The following is a 431-nucleotide window of genomic DNA, read 5'->3' on the forward strand; positions in this document are numbered from 1 at the left end:
TAACGTTCCGCGGCTTTGCGTCAGTAGCGGCAAGTTAAAGAAAAATGTAATAAGAAATACTGAAATTCAGAGTATTTTCCAAGAAAGACAAACGAGCTATTGCGCGAAACCGCTGTTATAGCCAGTACTTTTATTTTCCACTTTCTAATTCCAGTTTCATTTTCCACTTCTATATTCCATTAACTTTCCATTTTCCGCGTCTTGTTTAATTTTTATTCACACTCAAAAAAAACATAACAATGCCAAAAATGAACAATGCTATTCCAAGTAACAAACCTAAAGTACTGAATGTTGGTCCGGGCAATATTGTCCACGCCAAACCATTTAATATAAATCCAGATAATAATGAAGCTATTGATAAAAATATTCCTTTCCGTTTTGTCATTTACGTGTAATTTATATATAGTTTGTGAGTATTGGCTATAACGTTC

The 431-nt window shown here is 33.2% G+C and carries 1 protein-coding gene; it reads left to right on the forward strand.

The window, feature by feature from the left end:
• Nucleotides 1–239 precede the first annotated feature (239 nt).
• Nucleotides 240–395: a hypothetical protein gene (locus L1S31_RS14865; protein WP_236465468.1), complete on the forward strand. Its 156-nt coding sequence runs from the start codon at nt 240–242 to the stop codon at nt 393–395.
• Nucleotides 396–431: the final 36 nt, after the last annotated feature.

This window comes from Flavobacterium wongokense (genome assembly GCF_021608265.1).
Taxonomy (GTDB): domain Bacteria; phylum Bacteroidota; class Bacteroidia; order Flavobacteriales; family Flavobacteriaceae; genus Flavobacterium; species Flavobacterium wongokense.

Excerpts from the sequence above, each read along its gene's own strand:
- L1S31_RS14865 (WP_236465468.1), top strand. The coding sequence starts at position 240 with ATGCCAAAAATGAACAATGCTATTCCAAGTAACAAACCTAAAGTACTG.